The organism is Sphingomonas sp. CCH5-D11 (assembly GCF_001557395.1).
In the GTDB taxonomy this organism is placed as follows: Bacteria; Pseudomonadota; Alphaproteobacteria; order Sphingomonadales; family Sphingomonadaceae; genus Sphingomonas.
Genome location: NZ_LSKH01000200.1, coordinates 11,885 through 34,945, shown reverse-complemented (window position 1 = coordinate 34,945; position 23,061 = coordinate 11,885). Strand labels below are relative to the sequence as shown.

Below are 23,061 nucleotides of genomic sequence, written 5' to 3'. Positions count from 1 at the left end.
TCGGCGGGGAGGGCGGCGACATCTTCGCCTTCATCTATGGAACCAACCGGGACCGGATCATCGACTTCGCGCAGGGCGAGGACCGGATCGCCATCAACGGCCTGTTCGCCACCGTCACCTTCGACAAGATCGTGGCGGCGACCAGCAGGGACGCCGCGACGGGCATCGTCACGATCGATCTGTCGCAGATCGGTGGCGCGCCGAGCGATCGCATCGAATTGCTCACCGATCCCGCGCAGGCATTCGCCTTCACCGCGGCGGACTTCCTGCTGTAACCGCCGGCAGGCGCGCCTCAGGCTTCCTTCAGCGCGAGGGCGCGGGCGTAGAGCGCCTTCCGATCGAGGCCGAGGCGCTTCGCCACCTCTCCGGCGGCCTTGGCGGCGGGGAGACGGGTCAGCGCCTCGGCCAGCGCGGCATCCGCGTCTTCCTCGCTGGCGGGCGGCGCCTCGCCGGGCGGGGCGACGACGATGACGATCTCGCCCTTGGGCGGCGCGTCGGCATAACGCTGCGCCAGCGTGGGAAGCGTGCCGGTCACGGCCTCTTCGAACTTCTTCGTGATTTCACGCGTGACCGCCGCCTCTCGATCGCCGAGCTGCGCCGCGAGCGCGGCAAGCGTGGCGCCGAGCCGCGGGCCGCTTTCATAGAAGACCAGGGTCGCGCGGACGGCGCCGAGTTCGTCGATGGTATCCGCGCGCGCCTTGGCCTTGGACGGCAGAAACCCTGCGAACAGGAAGCGATCGGTCGGGAGGCCCGCAAGGGTGAGCGCGGCCACCGCGGCGCAGGGACCGGGGATCGTCACCACCGCATGGCCGGCCGCACGGGCATCGCGCACCAGCTTGTAGCCGGGATCGGAAATGAGCGGCGTTCCCGCGTCGGACACCAGCGCGATCGCCTCCGTCCCCAATCGTGCGATCAATTGCGGACGGACATGATCGGCATTGTGATCATGATAGGGGGTCATCGGTCGCTTGATGCCGATGTGCCTTAGTAATCCAATTGTAACACGAGTGTCTTCTGCCGCGACTAGGTCCGCCCGCGACAGAATGTCGGCGGCACGTGGAGACAGGTCCCCGAGATTGCCGATCGGGGTAGCGACGATGTACAGGCCGGGGCTTAGTTTTTCCACGAGGAGTGTCATGGCAGAGGCCGCAACCGTATCGCAACGGGCGAATACCTTCGTCCGCGGGTTTGTCGCCGTGGCGGCGCTGCTCGTTTCCGCCTGCTCCACCGTGGTGCCGCGCGGCCCGGCCGGTCCGACCGGCCCGACCACGGCGCCGCCCCCGGCGGCCCGGCCGGACGTGGGCGTAGAGGCTGGCATCCCGCGTGACACCGCGCGCAACCGCGTCGCCCTGCTGGTGCCGCTGTCGGGAACGAACGCGGGCGTGGGCAAGAGCCTGGCCAATGCGACTCAGCTTGCCCTGCTGGATACGCGCAACGAGCAGGTCCGCATCACCAATTACGACACCGCGACCGGCGCGGCGGCGGCGGCCCAGCGGGCCGTGGCGGATGGCGCCCAGCTGATCCTCGGCCCGTTGCTGTCCGAGGATGTGCGCGCGGTAGCCCCGGTCGCGCGGCGCGCCGGTGTGCCGGTGCTGGCCTTCTCCAACGACAACAGCGTCGCTGGCGAAGGCGTGTACCTGATGGGCTACACGCCATCGCAGTCAATCGAACGCGTGGTCGAGTTCGCGCGCAGCCGCGGCGTGACGAACTTTGGCGGGCTGGTCCCCAACGCTCTATATGGCACGCGAGCATCGACTACCTTCCTGCGCGCGGTGGAGGCCGCCGGCGGCCGGGTGGTGGCGCTGCAGACCTATGATCGCACCGCCGGCGGCGTGGGCGCGGCGGTGACCCGCATGACCAAGGATGCGCCGTTCGACGCGGTCCTGATTGCCGATTCGAGCGGAACCGCGGCGACGGCCGTGCCGCTGCTGCGCAAGGCCAGCCCGAATGCCAAGGTGCTCGGCACCGAATTGTGGAACAGCGACAATGCTGTGGCGAGCCGGCCGGCGCTGAACGGCGCATGGTTCGCCAGCGTTTCCAACACGCTGTACCGGCAATATGCCGCGAAGTATCGCGCGCGCTTCGGCACGGCACCCTATCGCCTGTCGAGCCTTGGCTATGATGCCGTGCTGCTGACGGCGCGCATCTCCCGCGACTGGAAGGTCGGCGCACCGTTCCCGGACACGCGGCTGCGCTCCGGCGAAGGCTATGCCGGCATCGACGGTGCCTTCCGCTTCGGCCGCGACGGCGTGGCGGAACGCGCGCTGGAGGTGCAGGAAATCCGCAGCGGCAGCACCTCGGTCGTCTCGCCGGCGCCCGCCAGCTTCGGGCGCTGACGCGTAATCTTTCAACACGTTACCTTTCCTACAAGGATCATCTCTGATGTTCGCCTGGTTCCAGCGCCTCCTTCCGAAGCGCGGCAATTTCTTCGAGCTGTTCGATGCGCACGCAGCCGTCACGCTGCGCGCCGCGGAGGCGACCACCCGGCTGTTCGCCGGCGATACCAATCCCGAGAAGATCATCGCCGAGGTGAAGGACCTGGAGCATCAGGCGGACGAAATCACCCGCACCGTGCTGCAGACGGTTCGGATCACGTTTCTGACGCCGTTCGATCGCAGCGCGATCAGCGACCTGATCGGATCGATGGATGACGCGATCGACGCCATGGATGCCGCGCTGACCGCGGTCAGCCTGTATGGCGTTCGCAGCTTCACGCCGGACATGCACCAGATGGCGAGCAGCATGACCGAAGCGGCGGCCGTGACCGTGGAGGCGATGCAACTGCTGCGCGATGTGGCGCGCAACGGCCCCCGCATCCACCAGCTGACCGAGCGACTCGTCCAGCTGGAAGGCGAGGCGGACGCAATGCACGAGCGTGGGCTGAAGCGCCTGTTCGAGCATTATCATGGCGGCGATGCGATGCAGTTCGTCGTCGAGCGCGAGATCTACAAGCATCTCGAAAAGATCTCCGACGCGTTCGAGGACGTGGCGAACGAGATCGACGGCATCGTCATCGATCACGCCTGAGCGATCCAGCCTCACATGCATGAGCTTGCTCTCCCGCTGCTGATCGGATTGATCGCCCTGGCACTGGCGTTCGATTTCCTGAACGGCCTGCATGACGCCGCCAACTCAATCGCAACGGTGGTCGCCACCCGCCTGCTGACGCCCGTTCAGGCGGTGGTGTTCGCGGCCTTTTTCAACTTTGCCGCCTATTTCCTGACGCTTGCCGTGCCGGGTTTGCACGCCGTCGCCGAAACGATCGGCAAGGGGCTGATCGACCAAGATGTCGTAACCCCCGCCGTGATCTTCGGTGCGCTGGGCGGAGCCATGTTCTGGAACATCGTGACCTGGCAGAAGGGCATTCCCTCTTCCTCCAGCCACGCCCTGGTTGGCGGCCTGGTCGGGGCCGGCGTGACTCATGCCAGCGTCAACAGCATCCATGTCGGCGGGCTTACCAAGACCCTGCTGGCGATCGTGGTGTCGCCCACGCTCGGCATGATCCTGGCCATGCTGGTGATGCTGGCGAGCAGCTGGGCCTTGCGGCGCCGCACGGCGCGGCAGGCGGAGACCAGCTTCCGTGCGCTGCACCTCGTATCATCCGCGGCTTACTCGCTGAGCCACGGCCTGAACGATGCGCAGAAGACCATGGGGATCATCACGGTGCTGCTCTATTCGACCGGTTATCTGACCGGCGACTTCGAGGTGCCACACTGGGTGGCGATCAGCTGCTATGTCGCGATCGGCCTCGGCACGCTGTCTGGCGGCTGGAAGATCATCGAGACGATGGGCTCGCGGATCACCAAATTGTCCCAGCACCAGGGTTTCAGCGCATCGACCGGCGGCTCGATCGTGCTGTTCACCGCATCCGCGATGGGCATCCCGGTGTCGACCACGCACACGATCACCGGCGCCATCATCGGTGCCGGCGTCGCGCGGCGGACCTCCGCCGTCCGCTGGGGCACCGCCAGCAGCGTGGTGGTCGCTTGGATCATCACCATCCCCTGCTCCGCGGCAGTGGGCGCAGCCTTTTACGCGCTGACCTTGCTGTTCTGATCGAGAAGGAAGCGCCCAGGCCGCCTCATTCGAGCAGCTTGGGTGCTTCCTTCTGAAGCTTGGCGCGGATTTTGTCCGAGAACATCGCCAGGAAGGCCGGCAGCTCGAACGTGGCATGGACGTTCGCGTCGCTGACATCGAGCCGAGCGGCGACCCTTTGGCCAAGCCCTTCCACCGTGAAGTGAAGCGTATTTCCCTCCCAGCGATGCTCCGTCACGGCGCCGCCGGGTATGAAGTCGGCGAGCTTGCCGAAGCTGCTGCCGATGCGCTCCTTGGCGGGGGCGGTGCCGAGCGTGTGGGGAATATCAACCTCGATCGGGGCGGTCACTGAGCGGTCTCCTGCGGCGCGAGCTCCGTGGCAAAGAGCTGGGCGTCGTCGGCAAACGCCTTGAACTCAAGCGCGTTGCCGGACGGATCGCGGAAGAACATGGTTGCCTGCTCGCCGGGCTGCCCCTTGAACCGGATGTGCGGGGCGATGCCGAAGCTGATGCCGGCCTGCTCCACGCGCGCCGCCAGCGCTTCCCAGTCGGCCATCGTCAGCACTACGCCGAAATGCGGCACGGGCACGTCATGGCCGTCGACCGGATTGCTGGTGCCGCTCGGGCGGGCGTTCGGATCGAGGTGTGCGACGATCTGATGCCCGCCAAGATCGAAATCGATCCAGTGATCGCTGGAGCGGCCTTCACGACAACCGAGCACGTCGCCGTAGAAGGCGCGCGCTGCGGCGAGATCGTGCACGGGAAAAGCGAGGTGGAAGGGGCGAAGTGTCATGCGGCAGTGATACACGATCCTTACCGGAAGCGGAAAGGGGCGCGACAAGGAATGCGAACGGGCTTGCGAAGCGGCGCCGGCGCGCTGACCGACGCTGGAGACGGACAAGTTTCCTCCATCGGCCATTTCCTGCGGCCCCGCATCTTTGGTAGCGGGCCGGCGATGACCTTGTCCTTCCTGACCCGCCGGCCGGCGCTTGCCTCCCTTTTGCTGGGAGCGGCGGCAGCCTGCGGCTTTGCGCCCCTGCAACTCTGGTGGCTGACGATCGCCTGTTTCGCCGCCTGGATGGTGGTCGTGCACCGGGCGCCGACCCTGAAGGCGGCCTTGTGGAGCGGCTGGGCCTTCGGCGTCGGTCACTTCACGATCAACAACAACTGGTTCCAGCACGCGTTTGATTTCCAGGACAAGATGCCGCCCGTGCTGGGCTATGTCGCGCCGCTGGCGCTGGCGCTCTACCTTGCGGTGTATCCGGCGCTCGCGGCCGGGCTAGCCTGGCGGCTGCGGGGGTTCAGGCCGGGCGTCAGCTATGTGCTGGCGTTCGCGGCGGCGTGGATCGTCAGCGAGTGGCTGCGCAGCGTGATGTTCACAGGCTATGCCTGGGATCCCCTGAGCGTGATCTGGATACCAGTGCAGCCGGTGGCGCATGTAGCCGCGTGGGTGGGTACCTATGCGCTGTCCGGCCTGACCGTGCTGCTTGCGGGATCACTTCTGCTGGTGCCGCGCCGGCCAGCGTCAGGCGTCGCGATCGTCGTCGTAGTCGCGGCGCTGCTCGGTGCGCAATGGCTGAGCTATGACGACAGTGCGCCAGATGCCGCCGTGCGTGCGGATCAGCCGCGCGTGCGCGTGGTTCAGCCCAACGTGCCGCAGGATGCGCGTGGCGAAAGCGATGGGGAGATGATGCTCGCCAAGCTGTCCCAGCTTTCGGGCACGCCCGGCCCCGCGCCACGGCTGATCGTCTGGCCGGAAGGGGTGATCCGGGACTATCTGGAGGACGGATATCCCGATTACGCTTATGGTTCCGATCCGTTCTGGCTACGCTGGCGCATGGCGCGACTGCTGGGGCCGCGCGACATGCTGCTGACCGGCGGCACCGCCCTGCAGTTCGACAAGGCGGGCAACGCCGTGACCGCGACCAATTCGGTGTTCGCGGTCGACCCGCGCGCGCGGCTGGGCAAGGAGCGGTACGACAAGGCGCATCTGGTGCCTTATGGCGAATACCTCCCCATGCCCTGGCTGCTGAAGCGGCTGGGGCTGGATCGGCTGGTGCCGGGGGCGATGGACTTTGCGGAAGGGCCCGGGCCGCGTGCGCTGGGAGTTCCCGGCTTTGGCGCGATCGGCGTCCAGATCTGTTACGAGATCATCTTCTCGGGACAGGTGGTGAACCCGGCAGCGCGTCCGCGCCTGATCTTCAACCCGTCGAACGATGCCTGGTTCGGCAAATGGGGGCCGCCGCAGCATCTGGCGCAAGCGCGGATGCGGGCGATTGAGGAGGGGCTGCCGGTTATCCGCGCAACGCCCAATGGCATCTCCGCGGTGATCGGCGCGGACGGCCGGCTGATCGCCACCGTTCCGCATGAACAGGCCGGCGCGATCGAGGTACCGCTTCCCGAACCGGCGCCACCCACGCTGTTCTCCAGGCTGGGCAATTGGCTCGCCGCCATTGTCGCCATTCTGCTGGGCGGCACAGCCATTGCCATTCGCCGCCGGCCACGATAGGCATATAAAGCTATCTTTATATCCTTATCTCATCAGAACTCAGGCGGAGTGATCATGCGCCAATCGTACCTTTTCACCAGCGAATCCGTCAGCGAGGGCCATCCCGACAAGGTGGCGGACCAGATTTCCGACGCGATCGTCGATCTGTTCCTGTCCAAGGATCCCGAGGCACGCATTGCCTGCGAAACGCTGACGACCACGCAGCTCGTGGTGCTGGCGGGCGAGATCCGCTGCAAGGGCGTGTACGAGAACGGCGCCTGGGCCGCCGGTGCGGAGGAAGAGATCGAGGCCACCGTGCGCAACACGGTGAAGCGCATCGGCTATGAGCAGGACGGCTTTCACTGGGAGACGCTGCGCTTCGAGAACAACCTGCACGGCCAGTCGGCGCATATCGCGCAGGGCGTGGACGCCAGCGGCAACAAGGACGAAGGCGCCGGCGACCAGGGCATCATGTTCGGCTTCGCTTGTGACGAGACGCCCGACCTGATGCCGGCCACGCTCTATTATAGCCACCGCATCCTGCACCGCATGGCGCAGGACCGTCATTCGGGCGCGGCGCCGTTCCTGGAGCCGGATGCCAAGAGCCAGGTGACGCTTCGCTTCGAGAACGGCAAGCCGGTCGCCTGCACCGCGATCGTCGTGTCGACCCAGCATGCCAAGGGCTATGACAAGGGCGAGCAGGAAGCCGAGCTTCACGCTTATGTGAAGAAGGTGGTGGCGGACCTCCTGCCGGCCGAGCTGCTGTCGGACAGCACGGTTTACCACATCAACCCGACCGGCAGCTTCGAGATCGGCGGCCCGGACGGCGATGCTGGCCTGACCGGCCGCAAGATCATCGTCGACACCTACGGCGGCGCATCACCGCATGGCGGCGGCGCGTTCAGCGGCAAGGATCCGACCAAGGTGGACCGGTCGGCCGCCTATATCACGCGCTATCTGGCGAAGAACATCGTTGCCGCTGGCCTCGCCAAGCGCTGCACGATCCAGCTCGCTTATGCGATCGGCGTGGCCAAGCCGCTGTCGCTCTACGTCGATACGCACGGCACCGGCACGGTGGGTGACGACAAGATCGAGGCGGCAATCGCCGGCATCGAAAAGCTGGGCGGCATGACCCCGCGCGGCATCCGCACGCATCTGGGCCTCAACAAGCCGATCTATGAGCGGACCGCCGCTTACGGTCACTTCGGCCGCGATCCCGATGGTGACTTCTTCCCGTGGGAGAAGCTTGACCTGGTGGACGATCTGAAGGCCGCTCTGGCCTGAGCCATATGTCGTCTTGCCCCGGCCGATCATGGCCGGGGCGAGAAGGTTGGCTGCTTTTACAAGTGGAATGACGCGCGGCCGCCTCAAGCTGCGCCGACGTTCCGCCGCCTGCTCGTCAGCTTGGATGTGCCTCCGCTTCGGCCAGCGCCGCGCCGTCCGTGCGCTGCTCCCGCGCGCGATCGATCCGGCGCTCCGCTGCGTCGACGATCACGCCGGCGATCCGGTCCGCCGTCCAGCCGATGAGCGCGCCGATCGCGACATCGGTGGGATAATGAGCGCCGCGCGGCAGCTGAACGCCGGCGATCGCGGCGGCGCTGGTTCGGGCCGGAAGCGCCAGTTGCGGTGTTGTTCGCGCAACCGCCTCCGCAACGCTCACCGCGCCGGCCGTATGGCCGGACGGGAAGGAATTGAATTCGGTATCGCTGGCGCCCTTGCCGGCGCCGACTTTGGCCTCACCGTCCATTAGTGCGCGTCCGGGACGGGCGCGATCGACCGAGCGCTTCAGGATCGTCTTGCCGCCCGTTGCCAGCGCATGGGCCAGCAGCATCCGCGCGCCGGTGCGCGTCACGTCGCGGCGACGGAGCACCAGGCCGGCCGCGATCGTCGCAAGCGACAGGGCAACGAGCGGCGGCTGATCCGCAATCTCGCTGGCGGCGCCCAGCAGGGCGATGGGCTTGCGCTCGGCCGCAGCCGCGACCGATCCCACCAGATCATGTTCGGCCTCGGCGATCTTCTTCGCCTTTTTCTTGTTCTTTCCCATGGCCAGCGGTGAACGATGCTTGTGCCGCTTTGCTCCGCGCGGGAGTGACGCTATCGCCCCCGCCGATGAACGATCCCGCTACCATCCGCCGGCTCTATGGGCGTGCCCAGGGCCATAAGTTGCGCAAGGGACAGGCGGCGCTTGTCGAAGACCTGTTGCCGAAGGTGGCGGTGCCCGAGGAAGGGCCGATCGACGCCGCTCGCCTGTTCGGCGACGATCGGCCATTGCGGCTGGAGATCGGCTTTGGCGCGGGCGAGCATCTGGCGGGGCAGGCCGCCGCCCGACCTGAGGCTGGCTTCATCGGCTGCGAGCCGTTTCTCAACGGCGTGGTGGGCGCGCTGGGCCACATCCGCGACGAGGCGCTGAGCAATGTGCGGCTCTACATGGGTGACGCGCTGGCGGTTGTCGAACGCTTGCCGGACGAGTCGCTGGACGCCGTTTACCTGCTCCATCCCGATCCCTGGCCCAAGGCGCGCCACGCCAAGAGGCGAATGATGAACCATGGGCCGCTGGACCTGATCGCCACCAAGCTGAAGCCGGGCGCGGAGTTCCGGCTCGGCACGGATGACCCGACCTATTGCCGCTGGTCGATGATGGTGATGGCGCAGCGGCAGGATTTCACCTGGCTGGCGAGCCGCCCGGGTGACTTCCTGGAACGGCCCGCCGACTGGCCGGAGACACGCTACGAACGCAAGGCGCGCCGGCAGGGGCATGAGGTGTGGTACTTCCGCTACCGTCGGAACTAAGCACCTCCGCGCTGGATCACCGGATCGCGCGGGATCCGGCACCGGCGCCCGGCACATAAGCGTCGATCAGCGCGCCGACATAGTCCGGGCTGTCGGACGTGAGATTTTCATGCGGCCGCCCCGGGGCGTAGATGAAACCGTGCACCTTGTAGACGGTGCCGCCGAGGCCGTTCGAGTCGCGGAACCAGACCTTCACCTCGCTCCAGTCATTGTTCTTGCTGACGTCAAAGACGGTCACGTCCTGCTCGGCGTGGCCGCGTTCCCCATCGAAGCGCGACCAATTGGCATGGGTGAGCATCAGCACGCGCGACTCGACGATCCGGCTGACCACGGCGACATGGCCCAGCGGCAGCCGGGCCTGACGCGCAAATGCGATGACGGATCCGACCCGCGGGCGCTCGCCACGATCATAGCGTTCCCTGGCCTGATCCCACCAGGTCCATGCGTCGCCATAGATCTGGATGCCCGACGCCTGCCGCGCGAACGGCACGCACTGCCCGACATAATCCAGCAGCGAGCGGGCCTGGGCAGGCGCAGCAAGGGCACAGGCCAGTGCGGCGGCGGTCACAAGAATACGCTTCATCACGCCTCGAACTATCCGGACGAATTGTGTGACACGTTGCCGAACGCGATTAACAAAGGCTTACGGCCGCCGTTAGCATGTTGATCCGCCAGCGTAATGATCGGGCGTTCACCTAGCCTGAGTGCGCTTGGGGGCGACCGAACTTTCGCCGATCGCCCCCGGCCCGTGCGGAACGGGATCGCGGCTTAAAGAAGGAAGGCCGAGGCAGTGAGGTGATCGACCCCGGTCAACGTGATGGTGAGATCCGCCACGCGATCTCCCGTCATATCGGCCATGCACACCGCGCCCTCGCTGGTGCGCTGGTAGCGCAGTTCGCCGGCGGTGCCGGTGAAGGTGTTGGTGCCGATAAAGCGGAAGGCCTCGTTCGCATCCGTGTTCGTGTTGGCATCAATCATCGACAGCGAGATGCGATCGCCAGCTCCGAAGTCGGCGATCACATCGCGATCGCCGAAGGATTCTTCGCGGAATAGGAAGCTGTCGCTGCCCGCGCCGCCGCTCATGAAATCATTGCCTACCCCGCCTTCGATGACGTCGGCCTGAGCGCCGCCCCAGATGCGATCGCTGCCTTCGCCGCCGATGAGCGTGTCGCCGCCGGCGCCGCCGTAGATCAGATCGTTGCCGGTGCCGCCGTGCAGATTATCCTTCCCGTCCTCGCCGTGCAGCGTGTCATTGCCGTCCAGCCCTTGCATCGAGTCATTGCCGGCCCCGCCGTACAGGACATCACTTCCCGCGGTCCCCGCGACGCGATTGTCCAGCGCATTGCCGTGCCCCGTGCGGCCCGGTTCCGCCATGCGCAGCGTTTCGACATTGTCGGGCAGCGTGTAATCGATCGAGGCATAGACCGTATCCGTGCCGGCATTGCGGTCCTCGATCACCAGATCGCGACCGGTGCGCACGAAATAGATGTCGTCGCCAGCGCCGCCCTCCATGCGGGTGTGGCCATCGCCGCCCGTCAGCTGATCGTTGCCCTTGCCGCCGACCAGGACGCTGTCGCCGAAGACGGCCGCCTTCAGCCGATCGGCGCCATCGGTGCCGTCGATGTGCGCGACCGGGACAGGGGGCGCGGGCACATCCGCGAGCGCGCGCAGTTCATCGACCACCTCGCCGAGCACCGGCGATGCGTCGGCGAAACGGACCCATTGGGGATTCGCGGCAAGCCAGTCGCCAACGAAAGCGCTGCCATCGTCGTAGATCGCCTTGGTGGTGGCATTGCCTTGCGGCGCCTCCACCGTCTTGCCGTCGATCACATAGGTCTGCGCGACGTTACCGGCCATTGTGGTGACGTCCGCGACGCGGATCCAGGATGCCTGATCGAGATAGCCGGCGACGATATTGTCGGTAACCGCCAGGCCGTCCGCTCGCTCGACATGGATGCCATTGTACATCCCGCCGACCACCAGATTGTCCGAAATGGTGACGTTCTTGTACGGCAGGGCGTCGGTTTCGTCGCCCATGAAGATGCCCTGGATCGCCGCTCCGTCGCCGCGATGAATCACATTGCCGGTGATAGTGATGTTTTCGGCGCTGACTTTCTGATTGGCGGTCCAGAACTGGATCGCGTCCGGGTGATCGCCGGCTTCCGGGTGGAAATCGGTGAAGACATTGTCGGCGACGAGCACGTTGGAAAGACCGCCCCCGTGGAAGCCGTCCGCGCGCATGTCATGGAAATAGTTGCCCTTGATCGTCACGCCCGAGTTGTCGAGCATGTTGATGCCGTAGCGCAGGTGCGTGATCTCCGAATTGGTGATGGAGACATCCCGGCTGCCGCGCACCATGAAGGCATTGGACTGGTAGCCGGCCTCACCGTCCTGCCCGCGGATCACGACCTGGTCGAAGCTGACCCCGACGGCGTTCTTGACCTCGAAATCATAAGCGGTGGACGCATCCTTGTCCGCGAAAACGACATTGCGGAACGTGATGTTCTCCACGCCGAGCGCCTTCAGCCCGGTGATCTCGGCAGGATTGCCGGGCGTGGCGGAGGTGATGGTGACCGGCGCGTCGAACTTGACGTTCCGCAGAGTGACCGTGTCGTAGGTGCCGGCGGCCAGCGCGATCGTGTCGCCGGCGCGGGCCTGTGCTGCAGCCGCCATCAGCTCCGCAGCCGAGGAGACGCTTATCGTTGCCATGTGATGTTCCTGCCTCAGATCCCGCGCGATTGGGCGGGCTTCCAACACAGCCATGCATGCACGGGAAGATTTAACAGCCAGGTTAAGGAATGGCTAAGGGCAAGTACTATGGTGCGCCGGTCTCCGCCGATCGAAGGTGACGCAATCAGAGGCCATGAGGGATGAACATCCAATCTGGACATAACCAGCGGTCCGACCGGTTGAGAAGAAGGTGAAACAGCGTACGCAATGTCTCTCGTAAGAATGACGACCCATGATGGCGGTTAATCTACTTCGGATCTAACTGCGCCGCGCCGCTCGCGCCCGACATCATAGGTCCGTCATGCCGGGAGGGACGCGATGCGGTACGGATGGACCTGTATTCTGGTAGGCGCGATCGCCACGGCAGGCGCATCTGCCGCGGCGCAGCAGACGGGATCGGCAAGCGCGACGCAGGGCGAACCTTCGCCCATCGAACAGCGGCCCCCCTATGTGCTGGGGCGCGGCGACGTGATCGAAACAGCGGTGATCGGCCGCACGGATTTCACCGCGCGGGTGCAGGTGCAGGAGGATGGGACGGTGCAATTGCCGTTCGTTGGCACCGTGCCCGCGGCGGGGCGCACGCCGCTTGAACTGCGCAATGAGCTGCGCGCGCGCCTGAAGGGCGGGAACTTCCTTGAGGATCCCGTCGTGACCGTCTCGATCGCGACTTATGCCAGCAGATATGTCACAGTCCTGGGGCAGGTGAACCAGCCGGGGATCGTGCCGATCGACCGCGCGTATCACCTGACGGAGATCGTGGCGCGGGCAGGGGGCGTGAGCTCCTCCGCGGATACCATCGTGCTGACGCGTCCTGATGGATCGTCCCGTTCCGTGTCGCTGCGCGCGATCGCTGCGGCCCCGACGACGCAGGATCCGCCGGTGGACGCGGGCGACAAGGTCTTCGTCGTGCCGCCACCGACTTTCTATATCTATGGGCAGGTAAACGCGCCCGGGGCCTTTCCGATCGACGGCCCAATGACGGTGCAGATGGCGCTGGCGCGAAGCGGTGGCCTGACGTCGCTTGGATCCGCGAGACGGGTGAAGCTGGTCCGCCGGGGTGAGGAGCTGAAAGCCGCCCTGAACGAAGAATTGCAGGCCAACGACGTGCTTGTCGTTGGTGAACGCTTCTTCTGAGCGGGAGGCGGGCGTGACACCCATTCAGATCCTGCGCATGCTGCGGGCACGATCCTGGCTGATCGTCTTGCTGGCGGTTGTGGGTGCCGCCGCAGGCGCCATCGCGGCGAAATGGATGCCGCCACGGTATGAGGCACGGTCGCGGATCGTGGTCGATATGCTGAAGGCCGATCCGGTGACGGGTGTGACGCTGCCCCCCAAAACCTTGGAGACGTTCCTCGCGGCGCAGGTCGAACTCGTGCGCGATCCACGGGTGACGAGGCGGGTGGTCGATCATTTCGGCTGGACCCGGTCGCCCGTGCTTCGCGCGGCGCACCAGCGCGCGTTGCAGGTCGGTGGTCGTCTCGCCATGCGCGATTGGCTGGCCGAAGACGTGTCCCAGCGCACGCGGGCCGCCATGATCCGAAACAGCCCGCTTCTCGAGATTGCCTATAGCTCCACCGTGCCCGAGACGGCGCGGCGGGGCGCGGACGCATTGCGCGACGCCTTCATCGCCGAAGCGCTCGACAGCAAGCGGCGCGATGCTGCGCAAAAGGCGATCTGGTTCACCGGGCAAGTAACGGCGCTCAAGCGGCGTCTCGTTGCTGCCGAGCAACGCAAGGCCGCTTTCGAGCGCGCCAACCAAATCGTGCTGCAGGACGACAATGTGGATGCGGAATCCGCCAAGCTGCGTGCGCTTGCGAGCAGCGCGCCGGCGGCGCCATCCATGGTGACGGCGCCGGCGATCGCGCCCTCCTCTGGTCAATTGGCACAGGTGGACGCGCAGCTTGCCGCGGCTCGGCCGTCCATGGGTCGCAATCATCCCGAGATCATCGGTCTCGAGCGGCAGCGCGCCGCTCTTTCGGCGGCGGTCGAGCGTGAATTGGCGGCCATGCGAATGGCAAGCCAGGTGCCGGCCGCCGGATCCCCCGGTACCAGCCTGAGCGTTCAGGCGAACAAGGTCCTGGCGCAGCGTGGGCTGGTGGATGAAGCGCGGCGGCTCGCCGGCGATGTTGCGGTTCTACGCGAACAGGTGGCCAAAACCATGCAGCGGGCGGCCGAATTCGAGCTGCAGGCGCAATCGACCGAGGCCGGTTTCAGCAAGCTGGGCGCTGCTGCCCTGCCGCGCGTGCCGGTGACGCCCGGTCGCTGGATCCTCATCCTTGGCGGGCTCGCCGCGGGTTGTGTTGTCGGTGTGCTGACAGCCATCCTGATGGAATTGATCAGTCGACGCGTCCGGGGCCCCGAGGATTTGGCGATGGCGGGCGTGCCGGTGATCGGCATGCTGCCACGTTCCTCCGGCCGAGGGCTTAGCTTGGCGGGCCTGAAGCTTGGTTTGTCTCGGGGGGCGACGGCATGAGCGCGATGACGAGCAGCATCGGCGTGGATGATGGCGATCAGGATCGACGCTGGAGCAGCGCGCTGGGGCGGGCCAGTGAGACAGGCGAAGCGAAGGAGGGAATAGGCAACGATGCCCTCTCCGCCGAGCCGTCTGGTCCCGATGTCGAGCTTATGCCGGAGCGGCTGGAAGGCGGCCCGTCCACGCGTGAAGTGGAGGACCAGCATGAGGCTGTTCCGCCGATCGACGATGGTGCTGCCACGGACTACGCCTTCTCGCGCCGCATCGTCTGCCTCTCCGCGCCAGATGGTGCGGCGGCGGCCAGCTATCGCGCGGTTCAAGCGCATCTGCTCGCCAGACATGTGGGCGATGGCCGCCGTGGACTGGTGTTATGTTCACCGCGTGCCGGCACCGGCTGTACCACGGTCGCGGTGAACCTGGCGGTGGCTTGTGCACAAACGGGTATGAACACGCTGTTGATCGACGCGAACATGGCCCGACCCGGCGTGCAGGACTTTATCCAGCCTTCGGCACCGGCGAGCGGGCTCGCCCAGATGCTGCTGACCAAGAGCAGCGAGCAGATCGACCAGACGCGGCAGGGTGTGCGCCCCAACCTTTCGGTCCTATTCGCAGGTGACGGTTCGGCCCGCGCGCGGGATCTCATCGCCGGCAAGAAGTTCAAGGAGATCGTCGACCACGCCATGCGGTCCTTCGACCTTACCATCGTCGACACGCCTGCGGCCTTCGGCAACATGGATGCCCGAAATGCAGCAATGACGGTTCGCTATGCCATGATCGTTGCGCGCTATGACGTCACGCACGTGGCCGACATGCGGCAGACGCAGGAAGACCTGGTCAGTGATCGTGTGAAGGTGGTGGGGAGCTTTCTGACGGACTTTTAGGTGTCGAACGCGGGTGGTTCTGCCTCCTTGTAGCGGGACGACTCTGCAGACGGTGCTCGTTTGGGTTTGCCGTCCAAAGCTCGGCCCTGCGCGGCCTTGTGGGTCCGCAATTTGCTCCAAATGTGGTCACGCGGCCTTTCTGCGAACACCGGCCGTGTGTCACCGGCTCGTCGCCGCGCGCTCAAGCCGCAATGGCGGGACTAATTGCTGTCGGTTGAGCGCATACGAGGTCGCGCTGCCTGCGCTGCCGTTCGAACTCCATGGGACTGAGATAGTCCGAGGTCGAGTGACTGCAGTCGGGAATGTAGAGTGGCGATGGAGGCGAACGGGGTCTGTCTCGCGTGATTGCGCGTGCGATACGTCTTGCGCCCAACCGCCTGGTTTTCGGCAAGGAGAAGAAGCTCTCCGTCGCCGCTTTGTCACAGACGTTGCCGATCGGCTCATCGAGCAGGTCACGCCATCAACGGCAATCAGCCGTTGGACTGCTGGCTGATATATTGGCTGCCCTTGGTCTGGGTGGTGCAGCAGGGCATCAGGCTTGCCGCGGCGCCAGATCGCCATCGACAGCGCGTCGGCTCCGAGCTGGGCGGCCATCTTGTCGCTCACCGACCGATTGACCACCCGCCAGGAGAACAGGCAGATAATGGCGGCACGTACAGCAAACTTTCGGCGATCCAGAGATAGGTGAAGTCTGCGAGTCACCTCCGGTGAAGAGGTTGGCCGCCTCGGCCGTGTATCGGTGGCCAAGAACTTGGTCCGTGACGCGCGACCGCAGGTTCAATGCGATGCAGGCCAGATCGTCCGGTTTCGGTCGGGACGTGGATCGGAAGATCGGATCAATGATAGGTGAATTAGATCCGGGCGTTCGATGCTCGATCCAGTCAGTTTTGATCCCACCCTGACGAAGGCAAGGCTTTTGCAGTAGTTCAATAATCGCGCCGCGCGCCGGGTCATTCCAGCCTCTCCGGCGTCTTCTTCAATCCGCTCCGGGAGGGGTTGTACCAGGATGGAACATTGCGCAACCCCGGTCACGAAGTCTATGTATTCGTACGCGTTTTGATTTGAGTGTCGCGCAAAAGTATTCCATATTGATCATGCCGCGAACGAAGCCGCAAGCAACGGACTGTAGGGTTGAAGTAGAATCCTCGATCTGACCATCGCTGACGGCGCCCGAACACTTCAGGCGAACGTAAGAGTGCGGGTGCAGCGCCGCGATATCGCTTGACTAATTCAAGCCGCGTCCCGGCAAACGGCGTCCTGGCTGATCATCCTCACCCAGAGGTACAAGGCGATACCGTCATCTACAAACGCATAGGCGTCAGCCAAGTGAACGACCGATGGTGTAATGAGGCGATAGACCTTTGACATCCTTTCCAATGTCTCGGTCGCGTTGCCCAGACCAGCGTTGGATCCACTGTTCAACTCGCGCGCGATTTCAGCGCGTGGGAGCAGGAAGCTGTTTGCCAATGCCACTTGCGCCAGACGGCTGAGCGTGCGCTCATGGCCGTCGCGGATGGCCTGCTCCATACGCTGTCGCACGTCAGGTGCGATCCGCAGGTCGAGGTGGGCGAGGACCTGGCTGATGCCGCGGTGAACATCGGCGTGGTCGATCGTGGTCGATGATCGATCAAGCGCCGCGAAGCCGGCATGTTGGCCGACCAGGCTGGCGAGATAGGGCAGGCCCAGCGCGGTCAGGTTGATGAGCTGCAAGGCCTTGGATGTAAACGTCATGCTGCTGGCGTGCTGACCGTTGCTGATCAGTTCCGCGATCCCCTCCTGCGTCATGTTGGGCACGCGCAGGCCGAGTATGTTCCGGCGGATCGATGGAACATGGGTGATAATCTCTGTCAGGTTCTGGGCAACGCCAGCGATGACCAGTTGCACCTGGCTGCCCCGATCGGACACGTTCTTGATCAATTCGGCCACCGACTGGCGGAAGTCGGCCTCGCCCGCGCGATCAAATTCATCGAGCACGATCAGCAGGCGCGTGCCCGCGACCTGACTGAACAGCTCACTTGCGCGGTCAACGGTTAGCGGAGACTCGTCGAGCAGATCGGCAAAGGAAAGCCCTTCCTCGATCTCGGCAGACGCCGGGTCGTACCTGGCGTGGAACAGCAGAGGAATATCGACCATCACCGAGCGGAACAGGGGATCGAAACTGGTCCGCTCACCGCATGAGACGTAGCGCACGAGATAGCGTGACTCCCGGGCAATCCCGCTCAGCACATGCAGGATCGATGTCTTGCCGATCCCACGCGGTCCGAAAAGGACGAGGTGCAGATATTGGTCCTCAATCGCGCGGATCATCGTGCGCAACAGATCGGTGCGGCCGGCAAGCATCGCAGGATCCATGATCGGCCGCGCGGGGGTGAAAGCGCGACGCAGGTTGAGACGAACGCGATCGTGCCGCCGTGTGCCGACGCCAAGTTGATCAGCAGCCATGCCGCGGAACCGAGGCAGGCCGCGCCCGCGCTCACGTGTTGGGGGCGGAGGCGCCAGCGCGATGTCCGCAGGGACGGTCGTTGCTTGATGTGGGTCGTCCTCGCGCTTGCCGAACAAGGAAGAAAACCAGTTCATGTCGCCCCTTCCGATTGTCCGGTACTCGTCATGGGTCGGGCGCGCGCCGGGGGGCAAGGGAATGGATCCATCCCGGCGGTATCTTCCACCAATCAGGTGCGATGTGAGCGCCCCCAAGAGGTTGGCGTGAACCTGAAAACGGAGAACGGACGCGGCAGTTGGACCCCGGCGGCGCAGCGAAGGAGCAGGAGTGCGGCGAGGGGCCCAAGCAATAGCCAGCCGAGCGCGCTGACCCAAGTGATGGAGAGCGCTGCGACGAGGCAGAGCCCGAGCAATAGAAGGAGCTGCTGGTAATAGGCGCCGCCATTCCGGGCGTGCCGATGCGCCAGAACGCCCGCAGTGATCGCGCCGGCGAACTCTGCCGCGATGCCAGCGAGGATCATCGGCTCGATTGCGCCCGTCATCGCAGCGGCGGCGATCGCGATCGGGACGCCCAGCCCCCGAACAAGATTGGCATACAGCGGATTGCGGGTCTCGCCGCAGGCCATGGCGGCGATCGTGGGCGCTACCCGAAGCAATCGCAGCGCATTCATGCACGCGAGCGCGGCCAGAAAGGTGGCAGCGGGCATGAACTTCGCACCGAACAAAAATGCGATGACAACATCGCCGAGGATCAACGTTCCGATGACGAGCGCGAGCGCGGTGCAGGCGGTGGCGCTGCAAACGCCGTCGTAGATGCGCTGAAAGCGAGGCGGATCGCCGTTTGCCTTGGCGAGCAGGGGCAGCGTCAGGGTCTGGAGCGATTTCGCGATCAGATTGGCCGGCGTGAGCGTCAGCATGACCGCCGCGCTGAACCAGCCAAGCGCTGCCGGCCCGAAGCGCTGGAGAACGATGATCCGATCGCCGTTCAGGATCAGGAACATCAATAGGCCATTGGCGACCAGCGGCCAGCCGAAGGCGAGCGCCGTTCGCAGCACCGCGCCGTTGAAGTCGATGCGAAATCGCTGGCGCATGTGCACATGGGTGAGGATCACTGCGGCGGATTGCTGGCCGATGATCGCGAAGAGGGCGGCGCGATGATCGCCCAGCCACCAGAAGCCGGGAAAGATGGCGAGAAGGCCAATCGGCTGCGACAAGAAAGAGCGCAACACCTGTGGCCCGAACTGGCCGTGCCGCTGCACCCTGAAGCTTTCGAGATTGAGGAAGGCATTCGCCAATGGGACGGCGGCGAGCAGGAGATAGGCGGAGGCCAGCGCCGGCGTGCCCATCGCCAGCGCAAAGGGATAGGCCGCGCCGGCGAGCAGCAGGGCTGCGGCGATGCTGACGACGAGCTGTGCGCCATGAAGGGAGGCCACGAAGCGAAGATCGTCTGCACGCGCATCCTGCACGACGAGCCTGTTGATCCCGACGTTCTGAAACGTCTCCACCATGGTCATGAGAATGGAAAAGGTGGCGGCGAGACCGAACTGATCGACGGGCAACAGGCGCGCCAGGATGATGTTGCGGAGGAGAATGGCCGCAACATCGACCAGGTTTGCAGCCAGCACCAATCCGCCTGAACGGAGCATCACCAGTCGTCGCCCGTCATCGTCGGTGCATCCGCTCAAAAGCCGAGCCGACGCAGCCGCGCATGGCGATCCTCCGAAGGCTGCGGCTCGGAATTGATCGGCGTGGGACCGATCGGCTCACCATCGTCCGTGCGCGTCATCCAGGACACCGCGCCGAGCGCAAACATCAGCCAAATGTAGCTGTTGTTCCAGAGATGCACGCTGACAGCGGCGATCATCGTAGCGATCAGCGAAAAGATCACCCCACGGCGCATGTTCCGGCCCTCAGCATCAGTCTCCGGATGATGAGCGATGCGCCAGATCGACAGAACAAACGCCGCGGCCAGGAGGATCAAGCCGGGCAGTCCGTAACGATAGGCGATCACCAGCCAGAAATTGTCCATGCTGGCGTGCATGAACGCGGGCCGCTCCCAATCGTCGGTGCCATGGCCGAGGAGCGGCGAGTCCATGACCGCGGCCGAGCCGAATTGCCAGATCAGGATCCGATTGTAGGAGCTTTGCGCGCTGAACGTCGCATAGTCGACAAACAGGTGAAACGGCGTGCGGTCGGACAGAAGATCAGCGGCGATATAGAGCGCGATCACCAGCAAGATCAGGATCGTCCAGCGCTTCTGCACAGTTCGCAGGATCGCGTTCCACAGCATGAGGCCGAACTGGATGTTCATGCTGAGCAGTGCACCGGTGGACAGCGACGTCATCGCTGCAAGGATAACCGCGGGAGCGCCGAGCCAGCGCATCGGCCGCCCTTGCCGACCGGGAAACATGAAGACGGCCGCCGAGACCAGCGTGGCAGCGAACATGCCGAGCAGGATCGGGTGTTCAAACACCCCCTGAGCGCGGTGAAATCCCCAGCGTGGATCCATATGGGTGGGCAGAAGCGTGCTGCTGAACAGGGCGGCGAGATCGAGCAGCGGTTTCGACCCGGTGACCGACTCCCACAGAAGGAACGGTAGCAACACGGCGACCCCGATCATGGCAGCGGCGAACACCAGGCGGGTGACTCCTGCATTTCGGACGAGCACACGGCCGGTGAAATACGCGCCCGCCGTTTGCAGCAGAACGACGCCGGCGGGCTCCAGTGCGTTGCCGATGTCCAGCAGGAGGAGGCGTGTGAGGAAGGCCCAGCTGGCAAAGCCGAGGACGAGCAGATCGGTCGCTGTGCGCGGGCCCGCCCGGCCATTCAGCCACGAAGTAAGCAGGGGAAGGAAGCCGATCGCCAGGTAGAGGAGGGCCGGTGGCAGTGCGATGGGACCGAGGAAGAAGACCGATGGCACGAACAGCACACAGATGAAGAGCAGGATGGCTGCGCGGGTGCTCGGCGCGACAACCTGCGCCGGAACTCCCGGCGGCTCAGCCTTTATCGGAGCGGTGGCGGCGGCAGGTGCGGAGAGACGTACCAAACGCCCGTGACGAACCGCCACGACGGGGCGGGCCGGCGCTGACCCTCTCAAAAGCCGGCCGTCAGCCGGCTGAGGCTTCATCGAAACGCCTCCATGCGCGATCCTGTCCAGCGATCAGGCAAGGGCCTGGAACCAGCGCTTGACGACCACCTTCGGATTGAAGCGGTCCACGTCGATCTGACGCTTGGCAGGAATACCGCCGATCAGGCTTGCGGCGACGGAGAAGGTGGAATGCCGCGAGTGGATCAGCCAGTCGCACTCGGCCAGCGCAAACATGTCGATCACGGCATTCTCCGCTTCCCGTAGCGGATCACTCATCTGCGTGCCGGAATAATGTAGCGCGGCGCCATCCTCGGCCAATTGTTTGTCGATGGTGAACACACGCTTGAAGCGGCTGGTGATGTACGCCTGCGCCTCGGCGCTGTCCGTCGCCAGGAAGATATCGCTGGCCGGTGAGCGTTCACGCAGCTTGGCGAGGGCGCGCTCGATCTTCGCCAGCGGCACCTTGCGATCGGTGAAGCGGATATGCACCCCGATGACGGGCCGGCGCCGTCCGGCGAAGAGGTGGCTGACGGTTTGCCGCACGCGATCGTTCGGCGTGAAATACCGGTGCAGCATGTCCTGCGTGATCGCATCCAGGCTTCGCCCGTCGAACCGCCGGTCGGCGTGCAGCCGCCCGCGCAGACGCGCCAGCTTTGGCAGATAGGACCAGAAGACGCCGACGCGGGCGAGCGGATCCGGCTCTGTCAAAGGAATGGACAGGCGCCGATAGATGAAGGGGCTGGAGTGTCTGTCGGGAAAGTGCCTGGCGATGATGCTGACCGGCTGCTCGGCGAGACGCCCCGACCAGAGCGCGGGGGCAACACAGGTGCTGCCATCATAGCAGGCGGGATCGATCCTGACCGGATCGCGGAACAGGAGAGGGTAAAGATTCGTGCCTTCGGGCAGGTACAAGCCGTCCCGCCAATCGATGACGGGGGTGCGGCCACCGAGCTGCGCCAGGATCACGCCAGTGACGCCAGCGAGCATACGGTTGCCGAGCCCGCCCTTCGCCTTGATCAGCAGCGGGCGAACGCCGTGCGGCAGCGGCGCCTGATCCCCGGCCGGCGCGGTGTCGTTCGCGGGGGATGGCCGCAGCGACTGGCGAGCGTCAGAGACTATCGACATAGCGGCGGAGACTTTCGCTGTAACGATGGAGGGGGCGGCCGGCGGCCCAGGCCCGCACGGCGGCCGCGCCGGCGTCCGCCCGGGCAGGCACGACCTGGTTGTTCCTCACGCGTTCGACACGCTTGTTGCCGATGAGGTAAATCGGGGCCCTGTTGCCGCGAAGCGCGGCATGGCCGTTTACCCGAATCCAGCTCTTCTGATCGGGGTAGGCAGCGACGGTGTTGGCCGTCAGCGTTAGCGACTCCGTTTCGGAGAGAACGGCGATGCCATTGAACATGCCGCCCACCACGATGTTCTCTTCCAGCGCGATGTTCCGGTATGGCAGGCTGCCGGTTTCATCGCGCAGGAAGATGCCCTGCATCGCCTTGCCCCGCCCGCGATGATTGACGTTGCCGATGATCCTGATGTCGTGCGCGCCGGTTTTCTGGCGACTGGTCCAGAACTGGATCCCGTCCGGATGATCCTTGGCCGCCGGAGTGAAACCGGTGACGTGGTTATAGGCGATAAGGACGTTCGAGTTCCCGCCGCCACGAATTGCATCCATGCGGAGATCGTGGAAATAGCTCGACACCACCGACACGCCGGAGGTGTCGAGAAGGGACACGGCGATCACGGCATTGGTGAATTCCGCGTGCGAGATCATCGCACCGACGCAGTCGCGCAATTGCAGGATCTTGTCCTCGGCAAGTCCGACCGGCCCGGCCCGGCCGCTGGCAAGAACATGCGTGATCGTGAGGTTGCGCACGTCGCGAAACAGGAAGTCCTCCTGCGCCGCCGTGCCGGATCCACGCAGCACGAGGTTGCGGAAGGTAAGGTTCGCGCCGCCGCGCAGGTTCACGCCCGTCAGCACCGCGCGACGCGTCGGATCCTGGGAGGTGATGACCAGTTCGCTCGCGGGCTTGATCTCCCGCAGGGCGAAGGGCGCGTAATTGCCAGGCGCGAGCAGGATGCGCTGCCCGCCGCGCGCCTGACGCAGAACCATCACGAGCTGCGCCGTGTTTTGCACGACCACC

At 65.1% G+C, this 23,061-nt stretch carries 21 protein-coding genes and 1 pseudogene; 10 read left to right on the top strand and 12 right to left on the bottom strand.

Annotation, left to right across the window (positions count from 1 at the left end):
* The coding region (locus tag AX702_RS22580) for a hypothetical protein (protein WP_197420592.1) at nt 1-275 on the top strand (275 nt) is incomplete at its 5' end.
* Between the two features lie 17 nt (nt 276-292).
* Here the strand turns inward: AX702_RS22580 and rsmI are convergent.
* Nucleotides 293-1,138 (bottom strand): 16S rRNA (cytidine(1402)-2'-O)-methyltransferase, encoded by an 846-nt coding sequence (gene rsmI / locus AX702_RS12305; protein ID WP_066779945.1) that lies wholly within the window; start codon nt 1,136-1,138, stop codon nt 293-295.
* Here rsmI and AX702_RS12300 point away from each other — a divergent pair.
* Genes AX702_RS12300 through AX702_RS12290 form a run of 3 tightly spaced genes read left to right on the top strand, consistent with a single transcriptional unit; the run spans nt 1,137 to nt 4,056 of the window.
* Nucleotides 1,137-2,336, top strand: coding sequence for a penicillin-binding protein activator (locus AX702_RS12300; RefSeq protein ID WP_066779943.1), 1,200 nt, complete (start codon nt 1,137-1,139; stop codon nt 2,334-2,336). The genes rsmI and AX702_RS12300 overlap by 2 nt on opposite strands.
* A gap of 46 nt (nt 2,337-2,382) precedes the next feature.
* Nucleotides 2,383-3,027: a DUF47 domain-containing protein gene (locus AX702_RS12295; protein ID WP_066779940.1), complete on the top strand. Its 645-nt coding sequence runs from the start codon at nt 2,383-2,385 to the stop codon at nt 3,025-3,027.
* Between the two features lie 15 nt (nt 3,028-3,042).
* The gene (locus tag AX702_RS12290) at nt 3,043-4,056 is read left to right on the top strand and encodes an inorganic phosphate transporter (protein WP_066779938.1); all 1,014 of its coding nucleotides are present in this window, start codon (nt 3,043-3,045) and stop codon (nt 4,054-4,056) included.
* Nucleotides 4,057-4,081: 25 nt separating this feature from the next.
* Here the strand turns inward: AX702_RS12290 and AX702_RS12285 are convergent, their stop codons facing one another.
* Entirely contained in the window at nt 4,082-4,384 is a 303-nt protein-coding gene (locus AX702_RS12285; protein WP_066779937.1) for a polyhydroxyalkanoic acid system family protein, read from the bottom strand.
* Nucleotides 4,381-4,827: a VOC family protein gene (locus tag AX702_RS12280; protein ID WP_066779935.1), complete on the bottom strand. Its 447-nt coding sequence runs from the start codon at nt 4,825-4,827 to the stop codon at nt 4,381-4,383. Before AX702_RS12280 ends, AX702_RS12285 begins: the two co-directional genes overlap by 4 nt.
* 162 nt (nt 4,828-4,989) lie before the next feature.
* Between AX702_RS12280 and lnt the strand changes: the two genes are divergently transcribed.
* Nucleotides 4,990-6,543, top strand: a complete 1,554-nt coding sequence (gene lnt / locus AX702_RS12275) for an apolipoprotein N-acyltransferase (protein ID WP_082746235.1) — start codon at nt 4,990-4,992, stop codon at nt 6,541-6,543.
* Nucleotides 6,544-6,597: 54 nt separating this feature from the next.
* Nucleotides 6,598-7,806 (top strand): methionine adenosyltransferase, encoded by a 1,209-nt coding sequence (gene metK, locus AX702_RS12270; RefSeq protein ID WP_066779934.1) that lies wholly within the window; start codon nt 6,598-6,600, stop codon nt 7,804-7,806.
* Between the two features lie 115 nt (nt 7,807-7,921).
* Here the strand turns inward: metK and AX702_RS12265 are convergent, their stop codons facing one another.
* Nucleotides 7,922-8,566 (bottom strand): phosphatase PAP2 family protein, encoded by a 645-nt coding sequence (locus AX702_RS12265; RefSeq protein ID WP_066779933.1) that lies wholly within the window; start codon nt 8,564-8,566, stop codon nt 7,922-7,924.
* A 65-nt stretch (nt 8,567-8,631) separates the two neighbouring features.
* Between AX702_RS12265 and trmB the strand changes: the two genes are divergently transcribed.
* The gene (gene trmB, locus AX702_RS12260; RefSeq protein ID WP_066779931.1) at nt 8,632-9,312 is read left to right on the top strand and encodes a tRNA (guanine(46)-N(7))-methyltransferase TrmB; all 681 of its coding nucleotides are present in this window, start codon (nt 8,632-8,634) and stop codon (nt 9,310-9,312) included.
* Nucleotides 9,313-9,328: 16 nt separating this feature from the next.
* Here the strand turns inward: trmB and AX702_RS12255 are convergent, their stop codons facing one another.
* The gene (locus tag AX702_RS12255; RefSeq protein ID WP_066779929.1) at nt 9,329-9,895 is read right to left on the bottom strand and encodes a CHAP domain-containing protein; all 567 of its coding nucleotides are present in this window, start codon (nt 9,893-9,895) and stop codon (nt 9,329-9,331) included.
* A 185-nt stretch (nt 9,896-10,080) separates the two neighbouring features.
* Nucleotides 10,081-12,021: a right-handed parallel beta-helix repeat-containing protein gene (locus AX702_RS12250; protein ID WP_066779928.1), complete on the bottom strand. Its 1,941-nt coding sequence runs from the start codon at nt 12,019-12,021 to the stop codon at nt 10,081-10,083.
* A gap of 339 nt (nt 12,022-12,360) precedes the next feature.
* On the opposite strand from AX702_RS12250, the gene AX702_RS12245 reads away from it, so the two are divergent.
* Genes AX702_RS12245 through AX702_RS12235 form a run of 3 tightly spaced genes read left to right on the top strand, consistent with a single transcriptional unit; the run spans nt 12,361 to nt 15,396 of the window.
* Nucleotides 12,361-13,176: a polysaccharide biosynthesis/export family protein gene (locus AX702_RS12245; RefSeq protein ID WP_066779926.1), complete on the top strand. Its 816-nt coding sequence runs from the start codon at nt 12,361-12,363 to the stop codon at nt 13,174-13,176.
* 13 nt (nt 13,177-13,189) lie between these two features.
* Nucleotides 13,190-14,515, top strand: coding sequence for a GumC family protein (locus tag AX702_RS12240; RefSeq protein WP_066779924.1), 1,326 nt, complete (start codon nt 13,190-13,192; stop codon nt 14,513-14,515).
* Nucleotides 14,512-15,396, top strand: a complete 885-nt coding sequence (locus AX702_RS12235; RefSeq protein WP_066779923.1) for a CpsD/CapB family tyrosine-protein kinase — start codon at nt 14,512-14,514, stop codon at nt 15,394-15,396. The genes AX702_RS12240 and AX702_RS12235 overlap by 4 nt, the downstream gene beginning before the upstream one ends.
* A 181-nt stretch (nt 15,397-15,577) precedes the next feature.
* On the opposite strand, the pseudogene AX702_RS22910 reads toward AX702_RS12235, so the two are convergent.
* From AX702_RS22910 to AX702_RS12210, 6 genes and pseudogenes are all read right to left on the bottom strand, one after another.
* Nucleotides 15,578-16,094, bottom strand: a pseudogene (locus AX702_RS22910) (DDE-type integrase/transposase/recombinase); the annotation flags it as partial.
* 532 nt (nt 16,095-16,626) lie between these two features.
* Nucleotides 16,627-17,838 (bottom strand): AAA family ATPase, encoded by a 1,212-nt coding sequence (locus AX702_RS12230; RefSeq protein ID WP_156455469.1) that lies wholly within the window; start codon nt 17,836-17,838, stop codon nt 16,627-16,629.
* A 227-nt stretch (nt 17,839-18,065) separates the two neighbouring features.
* Nucleotides 18,066-19,460, bottom strand: a complete 1,395-nt coding sequence (locus AX702_RS12225) for an oligosaccharide flippase family protein (RefSeq protein ID WP_197420591.1) — start codon at nt 19,458-19,460, stop codon at nt 18,066-18,068.
* Nucleotides 19,461-19,516: 56 nt separating this feature from the next.
* Nucleotides 19,517-20,962, bottom strand: coding sequence for an O-antigen ligase family protein (locus tag AX702_RS12220; protein WP_156455467.1), 1,446 nt, complete (start codon nt 20,960-20,962; stop codon nt 19,517-19,519).
* A 33-nt stretch (nt 20,963-20,995) separates the two neighbouring features.
* Nucleotides 20,996-22,048, bottom strand: a complete 1,053-nt coding sequence (locus AX702_RS12215; RefSeq protein WP_082746233.1) for a nodulation protein NodZ — start codon at nt 22,046-22,048, stop codon at nt 20,996-20,998.
* Entirely contained in the window at nt 22,032-23,054 is a 1,023-nt protein-coding gene (locus tag AX702_RS12210; protein ID WP_197420590.1) for a right-handed parallel beta-helix repeat-containing protein, read from the bottom strand. Before AX702_RS12210 ends, AX702_RS12215 begins: the two co-directional genes overlap by 17 nt.
* Between the last annotated feature and the right edge of the window lie 7 nt (nt 23,055-23,061).

What these genes read in the sequence shown, in the direction of transcription:
- AX702_RS12255 (WP_066779929.1), bottom strand. Translation starts at nt 9,895, where the DNA reads ATGAAGCGTATTCTTGTGACCGCCGCCGCACTGGCCTGTGCCCTTGCT.
- AX702_RS12265 (WP_066779933.1), bottom strand. Translation starts at nt 8,566, where the DNA reads ATGGGAAAGAACAAGAAAAAGGCGAAGAAGATCGCCGAGGCCGAACAT.
- AX702_RS12290 (WP_066779938.1), top strand. Translation starts at nt 3,043, where the DNA reads ATGCATGAGCTTGCTCTCCCGCTGCTGATCGGATTGATCGCCCTGGCA.
- AX702_RS12245 (WP_066779926.1), top strand. Translation starts at nt 12,361, where the DNA reads ATGCGGTACGGATGGACCTGTATTCTGGTAGGCGCGATCGCCACGGCA.
- AX702_RS12230 (WP_156455469.1), bottom strand. Translation starts at nt 17,838, where the DNA reads ATGGCTGCTGATCAACTTGGCGTCGGCACACGGCGGCACGATCGCGTT.
- trmB (WP_066779931.1), top strand. Translation starts at nt 8,632, where the DNA reads ATGAACGATCCCGCTACCATCCGCCGGCTCTATGGGCGTGCCCAGGGC.
- AX702_RS12280 (WP_066779935.1), bottom strand. Translation starts at nt 4,827, where the DNA reads ATGACACTTCGCCCCTTCCACCTCGCTTTTCCCGTGCACGATCTCGCC.
- AX702_RS12300 (WP_066779943.1), top strand. Translation starts at nt 1,137, where the DNA reads ATGGCAGAGGCCGCAACCGTATCGCAACGGGCGAATACCTTCGTCCGC.
- metK (WP_066779934.1), top strand. Translation starts at nt 6,598, where the DNA reads ATGCGCCAATCGTACCTTTTCACCAGCGAATCCGTCAGCGAGGGCCAT.
- rsmI (WP_066779945.1), bottom strand. Translation starts at nt 1,138, where the DNA reads ATGACACTCCTCGTGGAAAAACTAAGCCCCGGCCTGTACATCGTCGCT.
- lnt (WP_082746235.1), top strand. Translation starts at nt 4,990, where the DNA reads ATGACCTTGTCCTTCCTGACCCGCCGGCCGGCGCTTGCCTCCCTTTTG.
- AX702_RS12215 (WP_082746233.1), bottom strand. Translation starts at nt 22,048, where the DNA reads ATGTCGATAGTCTCTGACGCTCGCCAGTCGCTGCGGCCATCCCCCGCG.
- AX702_RS12250 (WP_066779928.1), bottom strand. Translation starts at nt 12,021, where the DNA reads ATGGCAACGATAAGCGTCTCCTCGGCTGCGGAGCTGATGGCGGCTGCA.
- AX702_RS12235 (WP_066779923.1), top strand. Translation starts at nt 14,512, where the DNA reads ATGAGCGCGATGACGAGCAGCATCGGCGTGGATGATGGCGATCAGGAT.
- AX702_RS12220 (WP_156455467.1), bottom strand. Translation starts at nt 20,962, where the DNA reads ATGAAGCCTCAGCCGGCTGACGGCCGGCTTTTGAGAGGGTCAGCGCCG.
- AX702_RS12295 (WP_066779940.1), top strand. Translation starts at nt 2,383, where the DNA reads ATGTTCGCCTGGTTCCAGCGCCTCCTTCCGAAGCGCGGCAATTTCTTC.